The organism is Burkholderia sp. 9775_39, assembly GCF_015712225.1.
GTDB lineage: Bacteria > Pseudomonadota > Gammaproteobacteria > Burkholderiales > Burkholderiaceae > Burkholderia > Burkholderia cenocepacia.
Map to the genome: position 1 here is coordinate 25793 of NZ_JACCQC010000005.1, position 20123 is coordinate 45915.

Genomic DNA, 20123 nt, shown 5'->3' on the forward strand with positions numbered 1-20123 from the left:
GCACACGGTGCGCAGCCGGTCGTTGCCGATGCTAGGGAAGTCCTCTAGTTCATTTTGACGATTCCCTGCTACCGCGATCTCCCTACTCTGCCTCTCACGACAACACACAGAGTCGACCGTCGTCGATACCCCAAGAGGAGACACCATGCATCAACGGATTTCGCGCCGTACCGACAAGCGGGCCGCCGCCACGCTGTCGACGCTGGCCGCCGCGCTGCTGACGTGCGCCGTTCCGGACGCACACGCCGGCAGCACGATCGCGCTCGGCGCCGACACGACGCTGGACTATACGTTCACGCTCAGTTACGGCCTCGGCATGCGCACCCGTGCGCCGAGCGGCAATCTGCTGACGCCGGCGAACATCAACGGTGACGACGGCGATCGCAACTTCGCGAAGAACAAGCTGATCGAGAACCAGGTCAGCCTGCTCGGCGAAGTGAACCTGAAGCATGACGACTGGGGGATATTCGTTCGCGCGGACACGTTCTACGACCAGGCGTATCGGCGCCCGAACTACAACGACGCGCCGGGCACCGTGAACCACTCCGGCCAGTACAACGACTTCACGAGCGACGCGCGCTACTGGTCGGGCGGCCACACGACGCTGCTCGCCGCGTACGCGTACAACACGTTCCATCTCGGTTCGACGAGCCTGAACGTGAAGGTCGGCGATCAGGTGGTCGCCTGGGGCGAAAGCCTGTTCTTCCCGAACATCGCGGGCGCACAGGGGCCGTCCGACGCGACCAAGTCGTACATGGCCGGCGCCGAGGTCAAGGACATCCTGCTGCCGGTGCCGCAGATCTCGACGCAGTGGCAGATCACGCCGAACTTCAGCCTGCTCGGCTACTACCAGTTCTCGTACCAGCAGAACCGGCTGACCGCGCCCGGCACGTACTGGAGCTACTCCGACGTCACGGGCCCCGGCGCGCAATACATCATCGGCCCGGGCGGGATGATCATTCCGCGCGGCCCGGACGACAAGCCGAGCGCACGCAACCAGTGGGGGATCGGCGCGCGCTTTCGCATACTCGGCGACACCGAGCTCGGCCTGTACCACCTGCACTACAACGACATGAACCCGAGCGTCGTCACGACGTACTTCCCGACGCTGCAGTACCAGCAGAAGTATTTCAGCAACATCAAGCTGACCGGCGCGAGCTTCTCGACGCAGGTCGGCCCGGTGAACGTCGCGGGCGAAGTGTCGTACCGCCAGGGCGCGGCCGTGCTGGTCAATACGGCGACCGGCCCGCAGTCGACCCGCGCGAACGTGCTGCAGACCAACCTGTCGGGCATCTACTCGATCGGCCCGAGCTTCCTCGCGAACTCGCAATCGCTGATCGGCGAACTCACGTACGTGCACGCAGGCAGCATCTCGGCGCTCGACGGCTCGACCACGCTGTCGAATTCGCGCAACGCGCTCGCGATGGAGATCGCGTGGACGCTCAGCTACAAGAACGTGTTCAACGGCTGGGATCTCGACGTGCCGCTGACCTACACGCACGACCTGACGGGCACGTCGCCGCTCGCCGGCGCGCTCGGCTCGCTGACGGGCCAGGGCGATCACCGCGTGACGGCCGGCCTGACCTTCACGCGCCTGAGCAACCTGCAGCTGTCGCTCGTCTATGCCAAGTTCCTCGGCTCGCCGAACCCGGTCACGCGTCCGCTCTCGGATCGCGACTACGTACTGGCCACGGCGACCTATCACTTCTGAGCGGCCCGGCCGCTCGTCACTCAGCAACAAGAGGATCGATATGAAACGCATTCATCTCCCCCTCCTTCGCGCCTCGGTGATGGCCGCGTGCGCGGTCGTCGCGACGGCGTCGTTCCCGAAGGTCACGCCGGACGACCTGAAGGCGCTCGACGGCCCGCTGACGCCGATGGGCGCGCTGCGCGCCGCGAGCAAGGACAACGGCGTGCCGGAGTGGTCCGGCAAGTGGCTCGGCACGCCGCCCGACGTGCAGTACAAGCGCGGCGGCCGCTACCCCGATCCGTTCGCGAACGAGAAGCCGATCGCGACGATCACCGCGGAAAACATGGCGCAGTATGCGGAGCATCTGACCGACGGTCAGAAGGCGATGTTCAAGCGCTATCCGGCCACGTTCAAGATCAACGTCTACCCGAGTCATCGCGATTTCCGCTACACCGATTCCGTCTACAAGGACATCCGCACGTACGCGCCCGATTCGACGATGACGTCCGACGCGAACGGGCTGACCAACGCGCCGCCGCAGGTGCCCTATCCGATCCCGAAGACGGCCGCCGAGCTGCTGTGGAATCAGCGCATGTCGTCGGCGATCGGTGCAGAACAGGCAACCTACGACCAGGCGGTCGTCTATTCCGACGGCAACATCGCGTGGGGCAAGGTGCGCTACGACATCTACTCGCCGCGCAACGTCGGCAAGTACGACGTGAAGAATGACCTGAACAACCGCACGTTCTACCGCAACGCGACGGAGTTGCCGCTGTCCGACCGCGGCTCGCTGATCGTCGGCTTCCAGAACTGGGACAAGGCCGGCGCGGACAACGCGTCGCGCACGTGGATGTACAACCCCGGCACCCGGCGCGTGCGCCAGGCGCCGGAATACGGCTATGACCAGCCGCAGGGCCCGGGCGGCTTTCGCACCGTCGACGACGATCGCCTGTACAACGGCCCCGGCGACCGCTACGACTGGAAGATCGTCGGCAAGCGCGAAATCTACGTGCCGTACGACAACTACAAGGCGATGGACAGCTCGGTCAAGTATGCGGACCTGCTGACCAAGGGGCATGAAAACCCGGCGTACATCCGCTACGAACTGCATCGCGTGTGGGTGCTGCAGGCGACGCTGAAGAGCAACTACCGTCATCAGTATGCGAAGCGCGTGCTGTACATCGACGAGGATTCCTGGATGACGCTGCTCGCCGACAACTACGACGCGCGCGGCCAGCTGTGGCGCACCAACGTCGCGACGACGCTGTATGCGTATGACGCGAAGACGTTCTATCCGGGCGTCGTGTTCTTCCACGACCTGATCTCCGGCGCGTACATGGCCGACCGCCTCACCAACGAAGGCCCGATGCCGAAGCTCGACAACAGCCCGCAGTTCAGCGAAGCGTACTTCTCGCCGGACGCGATCCGCAGTTCGGGCAACTGATCGATCGACGCGGCCTGCCCGCGCTCCACGCGCCGGAGCCCCGGCTCCGGCGCACGACGCCGCCCGCGACGGCGGCCTTTTTCCATTCGAGGGCCCTTTCATGTCTTCCCGCCTGCATACGACGCTCGGCGACGAGCTGTACGCCGCGTGGCACGCGCGCGCGCCGGTCGCGCCGCTGTCGAGCCGCCCGCGCCGTCTGTCGCTCGACGATGCCTATCTCATCCAGCAGCGCTTCATCGAACGCCGCGTCGAACACGGCGAAGCGGTCGTCGGCAAGAAGATCGGCGTGACGAGCCAGGCCGTGCAGGACATGCTGAACGTGCGCCAGCCCGATTTCGGCATCCTGCTGTCCGGCATGCACCATGCGGCCGGCGAAGCGATCGCGACCGACTCGCTGATCGCGCCGCGCGCCGAGGGCGAGATCGCGTTCATCCTCGCGCGCGACCTGCGCGGCCCCGGCATCGACCGCACCGACGTGATCGCCGCGACGGCCGCCGTCGCGCCCTGCTTCGAGATCGTCGACTCGCGCATCCGCGACTGGGCGATCCGGATCGAGGACACCGTCGCCGACAACGCTTCGTGCGGTGTGTACGTACTCGGCGATGCGCGCGTCGATCCGCGCACGCTCGATCTCGCCGCCTGCGAGATGACGATCGAGAAAAACGGCGAGCCCGTCGCGCGCGGTCGCGGCGATGCGGCGCTCGGCCATCCCGCCGATGCGGTCGCGTGGCTCGCGAACACGCTCGCCGCCTACGACGTGCCGCTGCTTGCCGGCGAGATCGTGCTGTCCGGCTCGCTCGCGAAACTGATTCCGGTCACGGCCGGCGACACGCTGTCGATGCACATCGCCGGCATCGGCGGCTGCGACGTCCGCTTTATCTAAAGGAACACTCCCGATGAAGAAAATCAAATGCGCATTGATCGGGCCGGGCAACATCGGCACCGATCTGTTGTACAAGCTGCGCCGTTCGCCGGTGCTCGAACCCGTGTGGATGGTCGGCGTCGACCCGGCATCCGACGGCCTCGCACGCGCACGCGAGTTCGGCCTGAAAACCACCGACAAGGGGGTCGACGGGCTGCTGCCGCACGTCGTCGGCGACGAGATCCGCATCGCATTCGACGCGACGTCGGCATACGTGCATCGCGACAATTCCGACAAGCTCACCGCGCTCGGCGTGAAGATGATCGACCTGACGCCCGCGGCGATCGGGCCGTATTGCGTGCCGCCGGTGAACCTCGATGCGCATCTCGACAGCGCGCAGACGAACGTGAACATGGTGACCTGCGGCGGCCAGGCGACGATTCCGATGGTGTATGCGGTGTCGCGCGTACAGCCGGTCGCGTACGGCGAGATCGTCGCGACCGTGTCGTCGCGCTCGGTCGGCCCCGGCACGCGCAAGAACATCGACGAGTTCACGCGCACGACGTCCGGCGCGATCGAACAGGTCGGCGGCGCACGCAAGGGCAAGGCGATCATCGTCATCAACCCGGCCGAGCCGCCGCTGATCATGCGCGACACGATCCACTGCCTGACCGACGGGCCGCCCGACGTCGACGCGATCACCGCGTCCGTGCATGCGATGGTCAAGGAAGTGCAACGCTACGTGCCCGGCTACACGTTGAAGAACGGCCCGGTGTTCGACGGCAATCGCGTGTCGGTGTTCATGGAAGTCGAGGGGCTCGGCGACTACCTGCCGAAGTACGCGGGCAACCTCGACATCATGACCGCCGCCGCGGCCGCCACGGCCGAGCGTTTCGCCGAACAGATGCTGGCCGCGACGGCCGCCACCGCTTGAGCCGAGGAGCCACACGATGTCACTTGCAGGCAAGAAGATCACCGTCCACGACATGTCGCTGCGCGACGGGATGCACCCGAAGCGCCACCAGATCACGCTCGACCAGATGCGCGACATCGCGCGCGGGCTCGACGCGGCCGGCGTGCCGCTGATCGAGGTCACGCACGGCGACGGCCTCGGCGGCGCGTCGGTCAACTACGGGTTTCCCGCGCACACCGACGAGGCGTACCTGAGCGCCGTGATTCCGGAGCTGAAACAGGCCCGGGTGTCCGCGCTGCTGCTGCCCGGCATCGGCACCGTCGAGCACCTGCGCATGGCGCACGCACTCGGCGTCGGCACGATCCGCGTCGCGACGCACTGCACCGAGGCCGACGTGTCCGAGCAGCATATCGGCCTCGCACGCACGCTCGGGCTCGACACGGTCGGCTTCCTGATGATGGCGCACATGTCGTCGCCGGCACAGCTCGTCGTACAGGCGAAGCTGATGGAGTCGTACGGCGCGAACTGCATCTACATCACCGATTCGGCCGGCCACATGCTGCCCGACGACGTGACCGCGCGAATCGGCCAGGTGCGCGACGCGCTGAAGCCGGAGACGGAGCTCGGCTTCCACGGCCACCACAACCTCGCGATGGGCGTCGCAAATTCGGTCGCGGCGGTCGCCGCCGGCGCGAACCGGATCGACGCGGCGGCGGCCGGCCTCGGCGCCGGCGCGGGCAACACGCCGATGGAAGTGTTCGTCGCGGTGTGCGACCGGATGGGGATCGAAACGGGCGTCGACGTATTCGCGATTTCCGACGTCGCCGAGGATCTCGTCGTGCCGATCATGGATGCGCCGATCCGTCTCGACCGCGACGCGCTGACGCTCGGCTATGCGGGCGTCTACTCGTCGTTCCTGCTGTTCGCGAAGCGTGCGGAAGCGAAGTACGGGATTCCGGCGCGCGACATCCTCGTCGAGCTGGGCCGTCAGCGGCTCGTCGGCGGGCAGGAGGACATGATCGAGAATGCGGCGCTGACGATGGTGCGGGCGCGGGAGGTGGCGGCGTAGGCGGACGAGGTCGTGCACGGCCGACCAACGGAAACGGGGCGCAAGCCCCGTTCGTCGTTGGATGCACGGGCATGTCGATTGCGCGCGCCCGGGGCACCCGCCTGCTGACACCACGCTGTCAGCAGGCGGGCCCTAAGCTCGAACGTCCGACACCCGAGGAGCATCGCCCGTGGCCCATACCGGAGAACTGGCCGCACTGGCCGAGCGCGCCGTCAAACGACGCGGCGTCACCCTGCTGACCCTGTGCCTCGCCGTACTCGTCGCGCAGGTCGACACGGCCGTCGTCAATCTCGCGACGCGCGCCATCGGCGCCTATTTCCACGCCGGTGTCGGTGCATTGCAATGGGTCGTCGACAGCTACAACCTCACGTACGCGGTGCTGCTGCTGACCGGCGGCCTGCTCGCCGACCTGTACGGCCGGCGCCGCATCTTCATGGCCGGCACGGCCGTTTTCACGCTTGCGTCGCTGCTGTGCGCGCTCGCGCCATCGGTATCGGTGCTGATCGCCGCACGTGCGCTGGCCGGCGTCGGCGCGGCGTTGTTACTGCCGGCGTCGCTTGCGATCGTGCGCGTCGTGTGGCGCGATCCGGTCGCGCGCGGCCGCGCGCTCGGCATCTGGGCCGCGTGCAACGGCGTCGCGATGGCGCTCGGCCCGACGCTCGGCGGCGTGCTGATCCGGCACTTCGGCTGGCGCAGCATCTTTTTCGTCGTCGTGCCGCTGAGCGTCGCCGCGATGCTGCTCGCGATTCCGGCCGTGCCCGAATCGTCCGATCCGCACGGCCGTCATTTCGACGGTGCGGCGCAAGTCGCGGGCGCACTCGCGCTCGGCGCGCTCGCGTATGCGGCGATCGTGTTCCGCGACGCACCGGTCGCCTGCACGATCGCCGGCTGCATCGCGGTCGCGTCGTTCGTCGCGTTCGTGGCGATCGAGCGCCACCACGGAGAATCCGCGCTGGTGCCGCTGGACCTCTTCCGGATCAGCGCATTTCGCGGCGCGATCGCCGCGACCACCGGCATGACGTTCGGAATGTACGGCGTGCTGTTCCTGCTGCCGCTGACGTGGCAAAGCGTCGGCCGCCTCGATTCGACCGGCGCGGGGCTCGCGCTGCTGCCGATGGCACTCGTGTTCGTCGTCGTGTCGCCGTGGTCGGGGCCGTTGTCGGAGCGTATCGGCACGCGTGCGACGACGGCCGGCGGTGTCGCGGTGATCGCGAGCGGGCTCGCCGCGATCGGCGCATCGGCCGAGTCAGCGAGCCTGCTCGGCGCCGAAATCGGGCTGGCGTTGACGGGGCTCGGGATGGGGATCGCGACAGGCCCGCTGATGACCGTCGCGGTCGGTGCGGTCGACGCGGCGCGTTCGGGCACCGCCAGCGCGCTCGTCAACGTCGCGCGAATGACCGGCGCGACGCTCGGCATCGCGGTGCTCGGCACGGCGTTCGCAGCCGCGCATGGCGGCGCGGCCGGCCTGCGCGTCGCGATGCTCGCCGGCGCGGCGGTTCAACTGACGGGCGCGGCGGTATCGGCGGTCAGCGTGCAGCGGGCGGCATGACGCGACACATGCGCACCCGCCGTTCGCTCAATGGTGCTTCCCGCCATGTTTGCGCACCCGGTGCTCGGCGCGCTTGCGCAGCAGCACCGGCATCAGTTCCTCGATGTACTGGCGCGCCTGCCCGCGCGTGACGATCTCGCTGAAGCGCTGATGCGCGTGATCCTGGCCAACCAGCGCCGCATGCGCTTTCCTCAGGATGTGCAGATAGGCGATCAGGCTCGTGCCATCGCGCACGGGCAGCGCATCGCGCGGGTCCGGCGTCGGGGCGGTACTCATGCTCGGATCCTTTGCGGACAATCGGTCCGGCAGGTTGTCGTGACGAGCCCGCACCGAAGGGATTGAAAGCCGCGTGCGGGCCGCGAATTGCCGACGAGTGTACGACCGCGCCGGCCCGCGCGTAAAGCCGCCGGCGAACGACGTCGCAACAGGTGCGTTCAGTCGCCGGCCGGTGCGGACGACGATGCGTTTCGCCCGGCTCGTGCGGTTCGGAACGGGGAGACTTGCTGCAGGACGCGGCCGCCTGAGCGTGGTACACGCACGGCGCCGGCAAAGGCGGGAGAAGCCGCCGCGGCGCGATGGCGCCGCGGCGACCGGCGAACGGCACACCGTGCGCCGTTCAGCCGGTTCGTCCGGCCGTGCGGCCGGACGGGTGTCGATCGGTGCGCGCTGCTGCGCACCGATGGTGGCCGCTTAGCGGCGCGGCTGCCCGCTTCGCGGCGGACGCGGCGAATTCGCGTCCTTGTGCCGGAAGTTGATGCGCCCCTTGGTGAGGTCGTACACCGACAGTTCGAGCGTCACGCGATCGCCCGCGAGAATGCGGATGTGGTTCTTGCGCATGCGGCCCGACGCGTATGCGCCGACCACGACGCCGTTTTCCAGCGTGACACGGTATTTGCTGTCCGGCAGCACTTCGTCGACGATTCCGTCCAGTTCCAGCAGTTCTTCTTTTGCCAAACCAATTCCTCCAGACAAGGTGATTGACCGCGGCCGGCGACTGCCCGGCGCCGATTCCCGCAAACGGGACGGCGGCAGGCAGGCTGCCGGGATCGGTTCGTTCAGACGGGCCTCGGGCCTGTCTTGCGATCGGAGCCCGGCGCGTTGCGACGTTCGGGCGGTCGGTGGCTGCGGCGCCAGCAGCGCCGCGCAAGTCGGGACCGCGCCAGCTACGGCATGGCGGCGGTCTGCTCGGGTTGATGCGTTGAAGCGGTGATGCGCTCGCAAAACGGCTTGCGCTTCGCGAGGGCGTTGCGTCGCATGCGGTTCAGGCATGCGATGAGGGAGGCGTCACGACCGATGCATCGTGAATGTCGCGATGCATCGGTCGTGCGCATCGGAACGCACAGGCCGCCGTCAGGCAGCGCCCCGCGCGATACTCCATCCGGCACCGGCCGCCGATCGGCGACCGCTGCCGATGCGGCTTACTGCGGCGTGATGTTCGACGCTTGCAGACCCTTCGGGCCACGCTTCACTTCGAAGCTGACCTTCTGGCCTTCGGCCAGGGTCTTGAAGCCCGTGCCGCGAATTTCCGAGAAATGGGCGAACAGATCGTCGCCGCCGTTGTCCGGGGAAATGAAACCAAAGCCCTTGGTTTCGTTGAACCACTTGACGGTACCGGTATCCACAAATACTTCCTTAATACAAATGACGAATGGTGAACATGCGCCCGCGACGGGCACAGAAAGAATCAAAGAGGGAGAGACCAACGACTGCCGCACGGTGTGCGGCCAATGATGAGCAATCGAACTTCTTGACGACTTCGGTCTCGGACACTACGCGGTAGCGGCCGTTTCGTCAAGTTCTTTTGGTGCGGCGCACAAGCGCAGGCGCCCGGCGCGCCTTCTGCGGCGGGTGTTGCCGGCCGATCGACGCGCTTTCGATGCGCCCCTATTTTCCGACCGGCCTGCCCCTTTCTTACTGCGGCTCGAACACGTGATGCAGCGCCGGCGGCGCGTCGCCTTCGCGAATGCGCATCTCGAACGCCTTGCGCGCGACGCTCGCGGGCCGCACGTCGGCCACGTCCAGGTAGAACTGCGAATACCAGTCGCGCATCTGGTACAGCGGGCCGTCGCCTTCGCACAGCAGCGGGTTGTCGATCCGCGTCTTGCTGTGCCAGATGTCCACGTCCTCGTAGAACGCGCGCTGCGCTTCCTTCACGTACGCATTCGCGATCTCCATGTTCTGCTCGTCGGACAGTCCGGCCACCTTCTTCACGATCACGCCGTACCGCAGCTCGAAGCTGTTCATGTCGATCGGCACGTGGCAGTTCAGCAGCACCGAATGGATCGGCTGCCCGTTGCTCTGCCCCGTCATCTGCGTGATGTGCACGGCCGGCCCGAAATAGGTCGACAGCGCGGTCAGGCTGTCGCCGCCCAGCTTCTCGCTGCGGCCGACCAACAGCTGCGTCGCCTTGTGGTGCTCGAACAGGTTCGCGAAATAGTCGATCGGCGCACGGTGCACGGTCGCGAAGTGCGCGACGTCCGAGATGTTGTCGACCAGCTCGCGGCAATTCGCGTGGATCACCATCTTGTCGATGACCCAACCCGACCATTCGTCCGAGAAACACACGTCGAGGCGCGGAATCGCGACCTCGGCCGGCGGCGCATGGCCTTCCGGGTCGTTCCACACGAACAGCAGGTTGTTTTCCTCGCAGGTCGGCCACGCGCCGATGCGCGCCTTCGGCGGAATCCGCTTGCAGTACGGAATCGACGCGCACTGCCCTTCGCCGTTCCACGCCCAGCCGTGGAACGGGCACACGAGGGTGTCGCCCTGGACCGTGCCGAGGCTCAGGTCAGCGCCCATGTGCGGGCAATAGGCGTCGACGACGTTGACCTTGCCGGTCGAATCGGCGAACGCGGCGAGCTTGCGGCCGAAGATGTTCAGCGTATGCGGCTTGCCGTCCTGGTAGTCGCGGGCGAGGCCGAGGCAGTGCCAGCCGCGCGCATAGCGCTGCGCGAGCGGCTGGGCTTCGATCTTGTAAGGGCGTGCGGACATGTGGGTTGACTCCTCTTGTGGAGAGCGCGCGGCGGCCCGCCGCGCGCGGGGAAAATCGGCGCGCCGTTCAGCGCACCGGGTTGCCGTGTTCGAGTGCGGGCGCCGGCTGCGGCGGCGCGGGGGTCGCCGGCGACGGCTGCTGCTTCGGCAGGCGGCGCTCGGCACGCTCGACGCCGAGCCACGCGGCGAGCGCGGGCAGCAGGAACACCGCGCCGAACAGGTTCACGAGGAACATGAACGCAAGCAGCACGCCCATGTCGACCTGGAACTTCAGCGCGGAGAACGCCCACGTGCCGACGCCGATGAACATCGTGACGGCCGTGAACAGCGCCGCCGTGCCGCGCTGGCGCATCGCATCGGCGAACGCGTCCGGCAGCGTCGCGCCGTGGCGGAGGTCGTGCTGCAGGCGCTCGTACAGGTAGATCCCGTAGTCGACGCCGACGCCCACGCCGAGCGTGATCACCGGCAGCGTCGCGACCTTCAGCCCGATGCCGAGCCGCGCCATCACCGCGTTGCACAGGATCGACACGAGCGTGAGCGGCACGATGATGCACAGCACCGCGCGCCACGAGCGGAACGTGAGCGCGCAGAGCAGCGCGATCGCGCCGAAGATCGACAGCAGCATCGCGATCTCCGCGTCGCCGACCGCCTCGTTGGTCGCGGCCATCACGCCGACGTTGCCGCCCGCGAGCCGGAACGCGACGTTCGGCGTCGGATTCTCGGCCGCGAAGCGCTTGATCTCGTCGACGATGTGCGCGATGGTCGTGCCTTCGTGGTTCTTCGTGTAGATCAGGACCTGGATCGCCTTGCAGTTCGCGGTGTTCATCCCGTTGTCGGGATCGAACGCGTTGGCGCCCTGCGTGAGCCCGTCGCTGGAACGCGGCAGCGCGGCCCAGCGCGGGTTGCCTTCGTTGAACGCGGCGATAAACACCTTGCCCTGCGACGCGACGCTCGTCACCGACTGCACGCCGGCCACGCCGCGCATGTTCATCTCGAACCGTTCGATCGCGCTCATCACCGGGTAATGCAGGCATGCGTCGTCGAAGCCGGTCGTCTCGACGATCACCGACAGCACGTCCACGCCGATGTTGTACTGGTGCGTGATCGCCGCGTTGTCGACGTTGTAGCGCGAGTTCGCGCGCAGCTCCGGCGCGCCGGTGCCGATGTCGCCGATCTCCAGCCGGCGCGATTCGAGCGTGCCGTACGCGAGCAGCGCGAGCGCCACCGCGAACACGCCGAGCGCCGGCGCCGGCCGCGCGAACACCGCGAAGCGCGACCACATCCAGCTGCCGCCGGCCGCCGCGGTGCGCTGCGCGCGCGCCAGCGTGCCGGGCTCGAGCCGCGTGTACGACAGCAGGATCGGCAGGAACACCTTGTTGGTCACGATCATCAGCAGCACGCCGAGGCATGCGGTGATGCCGAGTTCACGCACGATGTCGATCCTGATCCGCATGATCACCATGAAGCCGAGCGCGTTGGTCAGCAGCGCGACGGTGCCCGGCACGAACAGCTTGCGGAACGCGTCGCGCGCGGCGTCGACCGACGACGCGCCGCGCACCAGCGCCTGCTTCCACGCGTTGGTCATCTGCACCGCGTGCGACACGCCGATCGAGAAGATCAGGAACGGCACGAGGATCGACATCGGGTCGATGCCGAGCCCGAGCAGCGGCAGCGCGCCGAGCAGCCAGACGACCGGCAGCAGCGCGACGACGAGCGCCAGCGCGGTGGTCTTCAGCGAACGCGTATACGCGAACAGCAGCGCGGCCGTGACGAGGAACGCGAGCGCGAAGAACGCCATCACGCCGGCGATCCCGGCTTCGACGTCGCCCACCAGCTTCGCGAAGCCGATGATGTTCACGTCGATGCCCCGTTTCGCGTACTTCGCGCGAATCTCCTCCAGCTGGCGCGCGACCGCGCTGTAGTCGAGCCGCTTGCCGGTCGCGGGATCGGTCTCGCGCAGTTCCGCGCGGATCAGCGCCGACTTCAGGTCGTTGCCGACCAGCCGGCCGATCTGCCCCGAGCGCGCGACGTTGCGGCGCACCTTCGCGAGATCGTCCGGGTTCGCGCTCGAGAACTGGCCGGGCACCACCACGTCGCCGCGAAAACCGGCCTCGGTCACCTCGGTGTAGTGGACGTTCGGCGTGAACAGCGAGAACACGCGCGAACGGTTCACGCCGGGGATGAAGAACACGTCGTCGGTCGCGTGGCGCAGCGCGTCCATGAAGGTCTGGTTGTAGATGTCGCCGTCACCCTTCCAGCGCAGGCTCACGAGGATCGTGTTCGCGCCGGGGAACGCCCCCGCATAGCGTTCGAACACCTGCATGTACGGGTGCTGCATCGGGATCATCTTGTTGAAGCCCGGATCGAGCTTCAGCCGCGTCGCGGACAGCCCGAGCGCGAGCGTCACCGCGACGCACAGCAGCATCAGCAGCCGGCGCCGGCGGATGATCGTGTTGGCGCAGCGCTCGACGAACGTGGCGAGGCGCGACGCGGAAACGGCTTCAGGGGGACGGGACAGGTCGTTCATGGAATTCTCGTGTCGGGACGGACGGGCGATGCGAAACGAACGGATACGGGCGAAAAACGGCGGCTGCATCGATCGCGGCCGCCGGGCCGCGCGTCAGGACGGCGACACGGCGAGCGGCGCGACGCCGGATTCGCCGCCGAGCAGCAGCGCGCCGTGCCCCATGTCGAGCACGGCCGCGAGGCTCTGCACGCCGCCGAGCTTGCGTACGTCGAAAGTCAGCCCGCCGTCTTTCGACACGACGATCGCGCCGCCCTGGCCGACCAGCACGAGTTCGCCATCCGCGAGCTGCGTCGCGCCGAAATACGACACCGGCACGTGGCTGTCGACGTGCGTCCAGGTCGCGCCGTGATCGGTGCTGCGCACCACGTTGCCGCGCATCCCGTATGCGACCCAGTCGCCGTTCGCGAGCATCAGCGCGCCGAACAGCGAACCCGCGTACGGCGACGGCGGCTTGTCCCACGTGACGCCGTTGTCGGCCGAGCGCAGCAGCGTGCCGCTCTCGCCCGCGACCAGCAGGTTGCCGCGGCCGTCACCGACGATCGCGTTCAGGTGGCGGTCGCCGGCCGGCGTCTTCACCGTCCGCCAGTTGACACCCGCATCGTCCGAGCGCAGCAGCTGGCCGAAGCTGCCGGCCGCGAACAGCGGGCCGTCGGCGGTGCCCCAGATCGACAGCAGCGGATCGGAATGGTCGTGGTCGATGTGCACCTCGCGCCAGTGCATGCCCGCGTCGTCGCTGCGCACGATCCGCCCGTCGTGGCCGACCGCGATCCCGAGCGTCGGCGTGATGAAGCGCACCTGCGTGAGCGTCGATGCCGGGTCGTGCGCGATCGCCGCCGGCCGCCAGTGCGCACCCGCGTCGTCGCTCAGCAGGATCACGCCGCGCTCGCCGACCGCGACGATGCGCGTCGTGCCGGCACGGGCGAGCCCGTTGATCTGCAATCGGTCGGCATGGATCGCGGTGACCGGGAACGCCGGCAGCGGGCGCGGCGAGAATGCGAACAGCGCGGCGCCGAGCACGAGCGCCGATATCGCGAGTCCGGGCAAGGTTCGTTTCATGCTTGTCTCCTGTGTCTGCGGTCGACGGCGGCAGGCGCCGAAGCGCCGACCACCGTCGGCCGCCAGTCTCCGGGCCGTCGGTCGTTGCCGCGGCCTCGAAGGGTCCTGAATGGATGGCCGCTCGTGCGGCGCGGCACGTCCGCGTGCCGCTACCGGGCGTTATGCGCCGACGTCGAACAGCGCGGCCGCCCCCATCCCGCCGCCGATGCACATCGTCACGACCGCGTGCCGCACACCGCGCCGCGCGCCTTCGAGCAACGCGTGCATCGTCATCCGCGTGCCCGACATCCCGAACGGATGGCCGAGCGCGATCGCGCCGCCGTCCACGTTCAACCGGTCGTCCGGGATGCCGAGCGTGTCGCGGCAGTACAGCGCCTGGCACGCGAATGCCTCGTTCAGCTCCCACAACCCGACGTCGGCCACGGTCATCCCGAAGCGCGCCAGCAGCTTCGGAATCGCGAACACCGGGCCGATACCCATCTCGTCCGGCGCGCAGCCTGCCACCGCGAGGCCGCGGAACACGCCGAGCGGCGTCAGCCCGCGACGCGTCGCCTCGGCGCGCGACATCACGACCACGGCCGCCGCGCCGTCCGACAGCTGCGATGCGTTGCCCGCGGTCACGAACTCGCCCTGCTCGACGAGCTTGCCGCCGCTCCACGACGGCTTCAGCCCCGCGAGCCGCTCGGCCGTCGTGTCGGCGCGCACGCCCTCGTCGCGCGCCGCGCGCACCGCTTCGTGGCCGGCCGGATTGCCTTCCTCGTCGAACAGCGCGCGCCGCACGTCGAGCGGCGCGATTTCCGCGTCGAAGCGGCCGGCTGCCTGCGCGCCGGCGGTGCGCTGGTGGCTCTGCAGCGCGAATGCGTCCTGCGCCGCGCGCGAAATGCCGTAGCGGCGCGACACGATCTCGGCCGTTTCCATCATCGCGATGTACGCGTCGGGCTGGTGCTCGAGCACGGCCTGCGAACGCGCGCGATACGCGTTCTTGTGCTTGTTCTGCGTGAGCGAGATCGACTCGACGCCGCCCGCGACGACGATCCGCGCATCGCCCGCGCCGATGCTGCGCGCCGCGCTCGCGATCGACATCAGGCCCGACGAGCACATGCGGTCGATCGCCATCCCCGGCACCGACGCCGGCAGCCCGGCCGCCGCGGCCGACAGGCGGCCGATGTTGTAGCCCTGCGTGCCCTGCTGCGCGGCGCAGCCGATCAGCACGTCGTCGACGTCGGCCGGCGCGACGCCCGCGCGTTCGAGCGCGGCGCGCACGACGTGGCCGCCCAGCGCGGGCGCCTCGGTGTCGTTGAACATGCCGCGAAACGCCTTGCCGATCGGCGTGCGTGCGACGGAAACGATGACTGCGTCTTCCATGTGCTGGCTCTCTGAATCGGAAACTAGAAGTAATAGCGGCTGATCGTGTCGGCCACGCAGCCGGGCCTGGCCTCGCCGTCGATCTCGACGGTCACGCGAATCCATGCCTGCACGCCACCGTCGAGCGGCTCGACGCGCAGCAGCTCGCCGACGCCGCGCACGCGTGCGCCGACCTTCACCGGCGCGGGAAAACGGATCCTGTCGCAGCCGTAGTTGACGCCGAGCCGCGCGCCGTCGATGCGCACGATCTGCGGCAGGAAATGATTGACGAGCGCCAGCGTCAGGTAGCCGTGCGCGATGCATGCGCCGAACGGGCCGTCCTTCGCACGCACCGGATCGACGTGCACCCACTGGTGATCGCCCGTCGCATCGGCGAAGCCGTCGATGCGGAACTGGTCGATCGCGAGCCACGCGCTCGCGCCGAGCGTGTCGCCGACGGCGGCCGCGAGTTCGCCGGGATGCGCGAACACGCGCGGCGTCGCGCGGACGGAGTCGAGGGTCGTATCCATCATGCGTGCTGGCTGCTGACCGACAGCACTTCGCCCGTCATGTACGACGCGTAATCGCTTGCCAGGAACACCATCACGTTCGCAACCTCCCAGACTTCGGCGGCGCGCCCGAAGGCTTCGCGCGACGCCAGTTGATTCAGCAAATCGGCCGGAGCCGACTTCTTCAGAAAATCGTGCATCGCGATGCTCGGCGCGACCGCGTTGATGCGCACGCCGTACGGCGACGCCTCGAGCGCCGCGCAGCGCGTGAGCGCCATCACGCCCGCCTTCGCCGCCGCGTAGTGCGCCTGTTCCGCCTGCGCACGCCAGCCGAGCACCGATGCGTTGTTGACGATCGCGCCGCGGCCGCGGGCCTGCATGTGCGGCAGCATCGCGCGCGTCATCCGGAACGTCCCGGTGAGGCTAATGTCGATCACGCGCGACCATTCGGCATCGTCCATATCGACGATGCGGGTCGATCCGCCGAGCCCGGCGTTGTTGATCAGCACGTCGACGCCGTCGAGCCTGTCCTGCGCTTCGGCGACCAGCGCCTGCACGTCGGCCTCGACCGCGACGTTGCACAGGCGGCCATGGACCTGCTGCAGCCCGGTTTCCGCGCGCAGCGTCTCGACGGCCTGTGCGAGGCGCTTGTCGTGGATATCCGAAATGAACAGCGCGCGGCAGCCTTCCTCCGCGCAGCGGCGCGCGGCCGCGAAGCCGATGCCGGCGCCCGCGGCAGCCGTGATCAACACCGATTTGCCGGCGAGCAACTGATGGCCGGGAACGTATGCCGGCGCTTTCTGGATCTGGGGTTCGGTCATGCTGTGCCTCGTGGTTCTCTTGGCATGCCGAGCCCGCGCTCGGCCATGATGTTGAGCTGGATTTCGTTGGTGCCCGCGTAGATCGTGTCCGCGCGGGAGAACAGGAATACGCGCTGCAGATGGGTGAGCTTGTCGTCGGCCGGATCGAGCACGTTCGCGCGCGGGCCGAGTGCGTCCATCGCGAGCTGGCCGAGATCGCGGTGCCAGTTCGACCAGAAGTACTTGTAGATCAGCGCCTCGCGCCGCAGCGACGCACCCGAGCCGCCGTCGGCATCGTCCGCGCCGGACAGCATCCGCAGCGCGTTGTAGCGCATCACGCGCAGCCCGGCCCACGCGCGGCCGATCCGCTGGCGCAGCACGGGGTCGCGGTCCGCGCCCGATTCGCGCGCCGCGTCGATCACCCATTCGAGTTCGCGGACGAACTGCATCTGCTGGCCGAGCGTCGACATCCCGCGCTCGAAGCCGAGCAGCGTCATCGCGATCCGCCAGCCGTCGCCGGCCGCGCCGACCAGATCGCGTGCGTCGGCCCGCGCGCCGTCGAAGAACACCTCGTTGAATTCCGCGCCGCCGTTGAGCTGCCTGATCGGCCGGATCTCGATGCCCGGCTGGTCGAGCGGCATCAGCAGGAACGACAGCCCCTTGTTGCCCGTCGACGCGGGATCGGTGCGGGCGAGCACGAAGATCCAGTCGGAATCGTGCGCGAGCGACGTCCATACCTTCTGGCCGTGCACGCGCCACGCGCCGTCCGCGTCCTGCTCGGCGCGCGTGCGGACGTTGGCGAGGTCCGAACCCGCGCCGGGCTCCGAGTAGCCCTGGCACCAGAACTGCGTGCCGGCCAGGATGCCGGGCAGGAAGCGCGCGCGCTGGTCGTCGGTGCCGCACGCGACGAGCGTCGGCCCAAGCAGCCCTTCGCCGATGTGGCCCATCCGTCCGGGACCGCCGGCGCGCGCATATTCCTCGTGAAAGATCACCTGCTCGGCGACCGAGAAGCCGCGCCCGCCCTGGCGGGTCGGCCAGCCGAGGCCGGTCCAGCCGCCGTTGGCCAGTTCGCGCTCCCACGCCTTGCGCAACGCGGGCCACGCTTCCTCGTCGCCGGGGCCGCCGCGGTATTTCAGGCATGCGAATTCGCCGGTCAGGTGCGATTGCACCCAGTCCGCCACTTCGTGCCGCAATTGCCGTTCACGCGTTTCGCTGTTCATTGGAGGGCTCCTGCGCGCGCGACCGATGCACGCGTGGCGATCGAAACCGGCGACGCTGCCCGGGCTTCGTCGCGCGGCGATGCGCCGCCGTCGATCGCACGGGATGCGATCCATTCGAGCAGGTGCGGCGTGCTGCCGAACTGAGCGCTCGACGCCTGTGCGCGCTTGAAATAGAGATGCGGGTCGTATTCCCACGTGAAACCGACACCGCCATGCAGCTGGATCGCTTCCTGCGCGCAGAACGCATACGCATCGTTCGCGGCGGCCTTCGCGGCCGCGATGTCGGCGCGCAACGCGGCGCCCGGCATCGCGCCGGTTTCGGCATCCCATGCGTGCGCGGCGCCGAGTACGGCCGAACGCGCCGCTTCGATCAGCACCATCATCTGCGCGCATCGATGCTTGACGGCCTGGAACGACGCGATCGCCCGGCCGAACTGCACGCGCTGGCTCGTGTAGTCGAGCGTCAGGTCGAGGCATTGCTGCGCGCCGCCGAGCTGTTCGGCGGCCAGCGCGAGCGCCGCGAACCAGGCGGTGCGTTCCATCGTCCGGGCCGCGGCGGCGCCGACGGCGAGCAGCGCGTCGCGGCTCACGCGCGTTTCGTCGAGAACGATGCGCGCGATCGGCCGCGTCGCATCGAGCGTGTCGAGCGGCGTGACGGTCAGGCCCGTTGCCGTTGCGACGTCGATCGCGAACAAACCGATCGACTGCCCTTCGTTCGCGATCCGGGCGGGAATCAGCAGCAGATCGGCGCGCACGCCGTCGATCACCTGCGCGATCTCGCCGGACAGCGCGTAGCCGCTCGCGGCCTCTTCCGCGACGACCGGCAACGACCACGAACCTGCGGGCATCTCGAATGGCAGCGCCAGCGTCGCGCTGCACGCGCCTTCGGCGATCTTTGCAAGCCAGCCGGTGGCGCCGGCCGCCTCGCGGCAGCCAGCCAGTGCGGTCGCCGCCAGGCACGCGGTCGAAAAATACGGCACGCACGCGACGCGCCGGCCGAGCTGCTCCATCAGCACCGTCTGTTCGACCGCGCCGAGCCCGAGCCCGCCCGCCGCTTCCGGCAGCGCAAGCGCGTTCCAGCCGAGCTCGCCCGCGAGCGCGGCCCACAGCGCATCGTCGCGGCCGGCCGATTGCTCGATCGCGCGGCGTACGTCGGCGGACGCGCTGCGTTCGGCGAGCACGTCGGCCGCCGCGTCGCGGATCATCGCCTGTTCGTCGGTGAGCGCCAGATCCATCGGTCAGCTCCCGTACACGCGCTGCGCGGGCCGCGCGTCGGCCAGCAGTTGCGCGACCGCCGGGCCAACCTCGGCCGCCGCCCAGCGCGCGCCGCGATCGACACGGGGGCCGGTGCGCCAGCCTTCGGCGACCGCGATCATCCCGCCCGCGACCTCGAACACCTGGCCCGTCACGTCGGCCGACTGCGCGCTGCCGAGCCACACCACCAGCGGCGCGACGTTGGCCGGATCGAAATAATCGAAGCCGCCGTCCTCGGGCTTCTTCATCATGTCGGCGAACACGCCTTCGGTCATCGACGTGCGCGCGGCCGGCGCCAGCGCGTTCACGCGCACGCCATAGCGCTGGAGTTCCGCCGCCTGCATCAGCGTGAGCGCGGCGATCCCCGCCTTTGCCGTGCCGTAGTTCGACTGGCCGATCGAGCCTTGCAGCCCGGCGCCCGAACTCGTGTTGACGATCCGCGCGTCGACCGGGTTACCGGCCTTCGCGGCGTCGCGCCACGCGCGTGCCAGCACGCTCGACAGACAGAAGTGGCCGCGCAAATGCACGCGCATCACGTCGTCCCAGTCGGTTTCGGTCATGCTCGTGAACATCTTGTCGCGGCAGATGCCCGCGTTGTTGACGAGCACGTGCACGTCGCCGAACGCAGCGCGTGCGGCGTCGACGATCCGCTGCGCCGTGTCGACCCGGGTGATGTCGTCCGAATTCGCGAGCGCGCGGCCGCCGCGCCGCGCGATCTCGTCGCACACGGCCTGCGCGGCGTCGTGCCGGATGTCGTTGACGACGACCGCCGCGCCCTCGGCCGCGAACGCGAGCGCGTATTCGCGCCCGAGCCCGCCGCCCGCGCCGGTGATGATGACGGTGCGTCCGTTGCAGATTCCCATGCTGGTGCCTCGTGGATCCTGAGATGGTGAAA

At 68.7% G+C, this 20123-nt stretch carries 18 protein-coding genes; 6 read left to right on the forward strand and 12 right to left on the reverse strand.

Features of this window, described 5'->3' with window-relative positions; genetic code table 11:
* Positions 1–145: 145 nt before the first annotated feature.
* From H0X90_RS08475 to H0X90_RS08500, 6 genes are all read left to right on the forward strand, one after another.
* Positions 146–1711 (forward strand): DUF1302 domain-containing protein, encoded by a 1566-nt coding sequence (locus tag H0X90_RS08475; RefSeq protein WP_006483062.1) that lies wholly within the window; start codon positions 146–148, stop codon positions 1709–1711.
* A gap of 40 nt (positions 1712–1751) precedes the next feature.
* Positions 1752–3134, forward strand: coding sequence for a DUF1329 domain-containing protein (locus H0X90_RS08480; protein ID WP_034202300.1), 1383 nt, complete (start codon positions 1752–1754; stop codon positions 3132–3134).
* Positions 3135–3234: 100 nt separating this feature from the next.
* Entirely contained in the window at positions 3235–4017 is a 783-nt protein-coding gene (gene dmpE, locus H0X90_RS08485; protein ID WP_077189424.1) for a 2-oxopent-4-enoate hydratase, read from the forward strand.
* 13 nt (positions 4018–4030) lie between these two features.
* On the forward strand, positions 4031–4930 hold the full coding sequence (locus H0X90_RS08490; RefSeq protein WP_006483009.1) for an acetaldehyde dehydrogenase (acetylating): 900 nt from the start codon (positions 4031–4033) through the stop codon (positions 4928–4930).
* 16 nt (positions 4931–4946) lie between these two features.
* Positions 4947–5978, forward strand: a complete 1032-nt coding sequence (gene dmpG / locus H0X90_RS08495) for a 4-hydroxy-2-oxovalerate aldolase (RefSeq protein ID WP_077189423.1) — start codon at positions 4947–4949, stop codon at positions 5976–5978.
* Between the two features lie 169 nt (positions 5979–6147).
* On the forward strand, positions 6148–7527 hold the full coding sequence (locus tag H0X90_RS08500) for an MFS transporter (RefSeq protein WP_006494784.1): 1380 nt from the start codon (positions 6148–6150) through the stop codon (positions 7525–7527).
* Positions 7528–7554: 27 nt separating this feature from the next.
* Here H0X90_RS08500 and H0X90_RS08505 read toward each other — a convergent pair whose 3' ends face one another.
* From H0X90_RS08505 to H0X90_RS08560, 12 genes are all read right to left on the reverse strand, one after another.
* On the reverse strand, positions 7555–7803 hold the full coding sequence (locus H0X90_RS08505) for a hypothetical protein (RefSeq protein WP_077189422.1): 249 nt from the start codon (positions 7801–7803) through the stop codon (positions 7555–7557).
* Positions 7804–8217: 414 nt separating this feature from the next.
* A complete protein-coding gene (gene infA, locus H0X90_RS08510; RefSeq protein WP_006483034.1) occupies positions 8218–8481 on the reverse strand; it encodes a translation initiation factor IF-1 in 264 nt (87 codons plus the stop codon).
* Between the two features lie 464 nt (positions 8482–8945).
* Positions 8946–9149: a cold-shock protein gene (locus tag H0X90_RS08515; protein WP_006483056.1), complete on the reverse strand. Its 204-nt coding sequence runs from the start codon at positions 9147–9149 to the stop codon at positions 8946–8948.
* A 289-nt stretch (positions 9150–9438) separates the two neighbouring features.
* Positions 9439–10518, reverse strand: a complete 1080-nt coding sequence (locus H0X90_RS08520) for a Rieske 2Fe-2S domain-containing protein (protein WP_006483025.1) — start codon at positions 10516–10518, stop codon at positions 9439–9441.
* A 67-nt stretch (positions 10519–10585) separates the two neighbouring features.
* On the reverse strand, positions 10586–13045 hold the full coding sequence (locus H0X90_RS08525; RefSeq protein ID WP_077189421.1) for an RND family transporter: 2460 nt from the start codon (positions 13043–13045) through the stop codon (positions 10586–10588).
* 93 nt (positions 13046–13138) lie between these two features.
* Positions 13139–14101: a YCF48-related protein gene (locus tag H0X90_RS08530; RefSeq protein WP_034202296.1), complete on the reverse strand. Its 963-nt coding sequence runs from the start codon at positions 14099–14101 to the stop codon at positions 13139–13141.
* Positions 14102–14260: 159 nt separating this feature from the next.
* Positions 14261–15466, reverse strand: coding sequence for an acetyl-CoA C-acyltransferase (locus H0X90_RS08535; RefSeq protein ID WP_048988197.1), 1206 nt, complete (start codon positions 15464–15466; stop codon positions 14261–14263).
* 23 nt (positions 15467–15489) lie between these two features.
* Positions 15490–15975, reverse strand: coding sequence for a MaoC family dehydratase (locus H0X90_RS08540; protein ID WP_006481528.1), 486 nt, complete (start codon positions 15973–15975; stop codon positions 15490–15492).
* Positions 15975–16775, reverse strand: coding sequence for an SDR family oxidoreductase (locus H0X90_RS08545; RefSeq protein WP_006481546.1), 801 nt, complete (start codon positions 16773–16775; stop codon positions 15975–15977). The genes H0X90_RS08540 and H0X90_RS08545 overlap by 1 nt, the downstream gene beginning before the upstream one ends.
* A complete protein-coding gene (locus H0X90_RS08550; protein ID WP_006481541.1) occupies positions 16772–17974 on the reverse strand; it encodes an acyl-CoA dehydrogenase family protein in 1203 nt (400 codons plus the stop codon). The genes H0X90_RS08545 and H0X90_RS08550 overlap by 4 nt, the downstream gene beginning before the upstream one ends.
* The gene (locus tag H0X90_RS08555; protein ID WP_048988192.1) at positions 17971–19209 is read right to left on the reverse strand and encodes an acyl-CoA dehydrogenase family protein; all 1239 of its coding nucleotides are present in this window, start codon (positions 19207–19209) and stop codon (positions 17971–17973) included. Before H0X90_RS08555 ends, H0X90_RS08550 begins: the two co-directional genes overlap by 4 nt.
* Before the next feature lie 3 nt (positions 19210–19212).
* Positions 19213–20091 carry an SDR family oxidoreductase gene (locus H0X90_RS08560; protein ID WP_077189420.1) on the reverse strand — a complete coding sequence of 293 codons (879 nt, stop codon included), beginning with the start codon at positions 20089–20091 and terminating at the stop codon, positions 19213–19215.
* Positions 20092–20123: the final 32 nt, after the last annotated feature.

Excerpts from the sequence above, each read along its gene's own strand:
- H0X90_RS08475 (WP_006483062.1), top strand. The coding sequence starts at position 146 with ATGCATCAACGGATTTCGCGCCGTACCGACAAGCGGGCCGCCGCCACG.
- H0X90_RS08480 (WP_034202300.1), top strand. The coding sequence starts at position 1,752 with ATGAAACGCATTCATCTCCCCCTCCTTCGCGCCTCGGTGATGGCCGCG.
- dmpE (WP_077189424.1), top strand. The coding sequence starts at position 3,235 with ATGTCTTCCCGCCTGCATACGACGCTCGGCGACGAGCTGTACGCCGCG.
- H0X90_RS08490 (WP_006483009.1), top strand. The coding sequence starts at position 4,031 with ATGAAGAAAATCAAATGCGCATTGATCGGGCCGGGCAACATCGGCACC.
- dmpG (WP_077189423.1), top strand. The coding sequence starts at position 4,947 with ATGTCACTTGCAGGCAAGAAGATCACCGTCCACGACATGTCGCTGCGC.
- H0X90_RS08505 (WP_077189422.1), bottom strand. The coding sequence starts at position 7,803 with ATGAGTACCGCCCCGACGCCGGACCCGCGCGATGCGCTGCCCGTGCGC.
- H0X90_RS08520 (WP_006483025.1), bottom strand. The coding sequence starts at position 10,518 with ATGTCCGCACGCCCTTACAAGATCGAAGCCCAGCCGCTCGCGCAGCGC.
- H0X90_RS08525 (WP_077189421.1), bottom strand. The coding sequence starts at position 13,045 with ATGAACGACCTGTCCCGTCCCCCTGAAGCCGTTTCCGCGTCGCGCCTC.
- H0X90_RS08530 (WP_034202296.1), bottom strand. The coding sequence starts at position 14,101 with ATGAAACGAACCTTGCCCGGACTCGCGATATCGGCGCTCGTGCTCGGC.
- H0X90_RS08535 (WP_048988197.1), bottom strand. The coding sequence starts at position 15,466 with ATGGAAGACGCAGTCATCGTTTCCGTCGCACGCACGCCGATCGGCAAG.
- H0X90_RS08540 (WP_006481528.1), bottom strand. The coding sequence starts at position 15,975 with ATGGATACGACCCTCGACTCCGTCCGCGCGACGCCGCGCGTGTTCGCG.
- H0X90_RS08545 (WP_006481546.1), bottom strand. The coding sequence starts at position 16,775 with ATGACCGAACCCCAGATCCAGAAAGCGCCGGCATACGTTCCCGGCCAT.
- H0X90_RS08550 (WP_006481541.1), bottom strand. The coding sequence starts at position 17,974 with ATGAACAGCGAAACGCGTGAACGGCAATTGCGGCACGAAGTGGCGGAC.
- H0X90_RS08555 (WP_048988192.1), bottom strand. The coding sequence starts at position 19,209 with ATGGATCTGGCGCTCACCGACGAACAGGCGATGATCCGCGACGCGGCG.
- H0X90_RS08560 (WP_077189420.1), bottom strand. The coding sequence starts at position 20,091 with ATGGGAATCTGCAACGGACGCACCGTCATCATCACCGGCGCGGGCGGC.